We start from the raw sequence: 243 nt of genomic DNA, 5'->3' as shown, positions 1-243 counted from the left end.
CGCCGTCACCATCTCCGTCGCCGTCGCCGTCACCATCTCCGTCGCCGTCGCCGTCACCATCTCCGTCGCCGTCGCCGTCACCATCTCCGTCGCCGTCGCCGTCACCATCTCCGTCGCCGTCGCCGTCGCCGTCGCCGTCACCATCTCCGTCGCCGTCGCCGTCACCATCTCCGTCGCCGTCGCCGTCACCATCTCCGTCGCCGTCGCCGTCACCATCTCCGTCGCCGTCGCCGTCACCATCTC

Annotated in this window: 1 protein-coding gene; it reads left to right on the top strand. The window is 71.2% G+C overall.

The window, feature by feature from the left end; genetic code table 11:
• On the top strand, positions 1-243 hold a 243-nt coding region (locus D2N39_RS23750), incomplete at both ends, for a hypothetical protein (RefSeq protein ID WP_199725350.1).

The sequence above is a fragment of the Gemmobacter lutimaris genome, assembly GCF_003570715.1.
Taxonomy (GTDB): domain Bacteria; phylum Pseudomonadota; class Alphaproteobacteria; order Rhodobacterales; family Rhodobacteraceae; genus Gemmobacter; species Gemmobacter lutimaris.
Note: the sequence above shows the minus strand (reverse complement) of the source record. Positions and strands in the feature narration are given on the sequence as shown.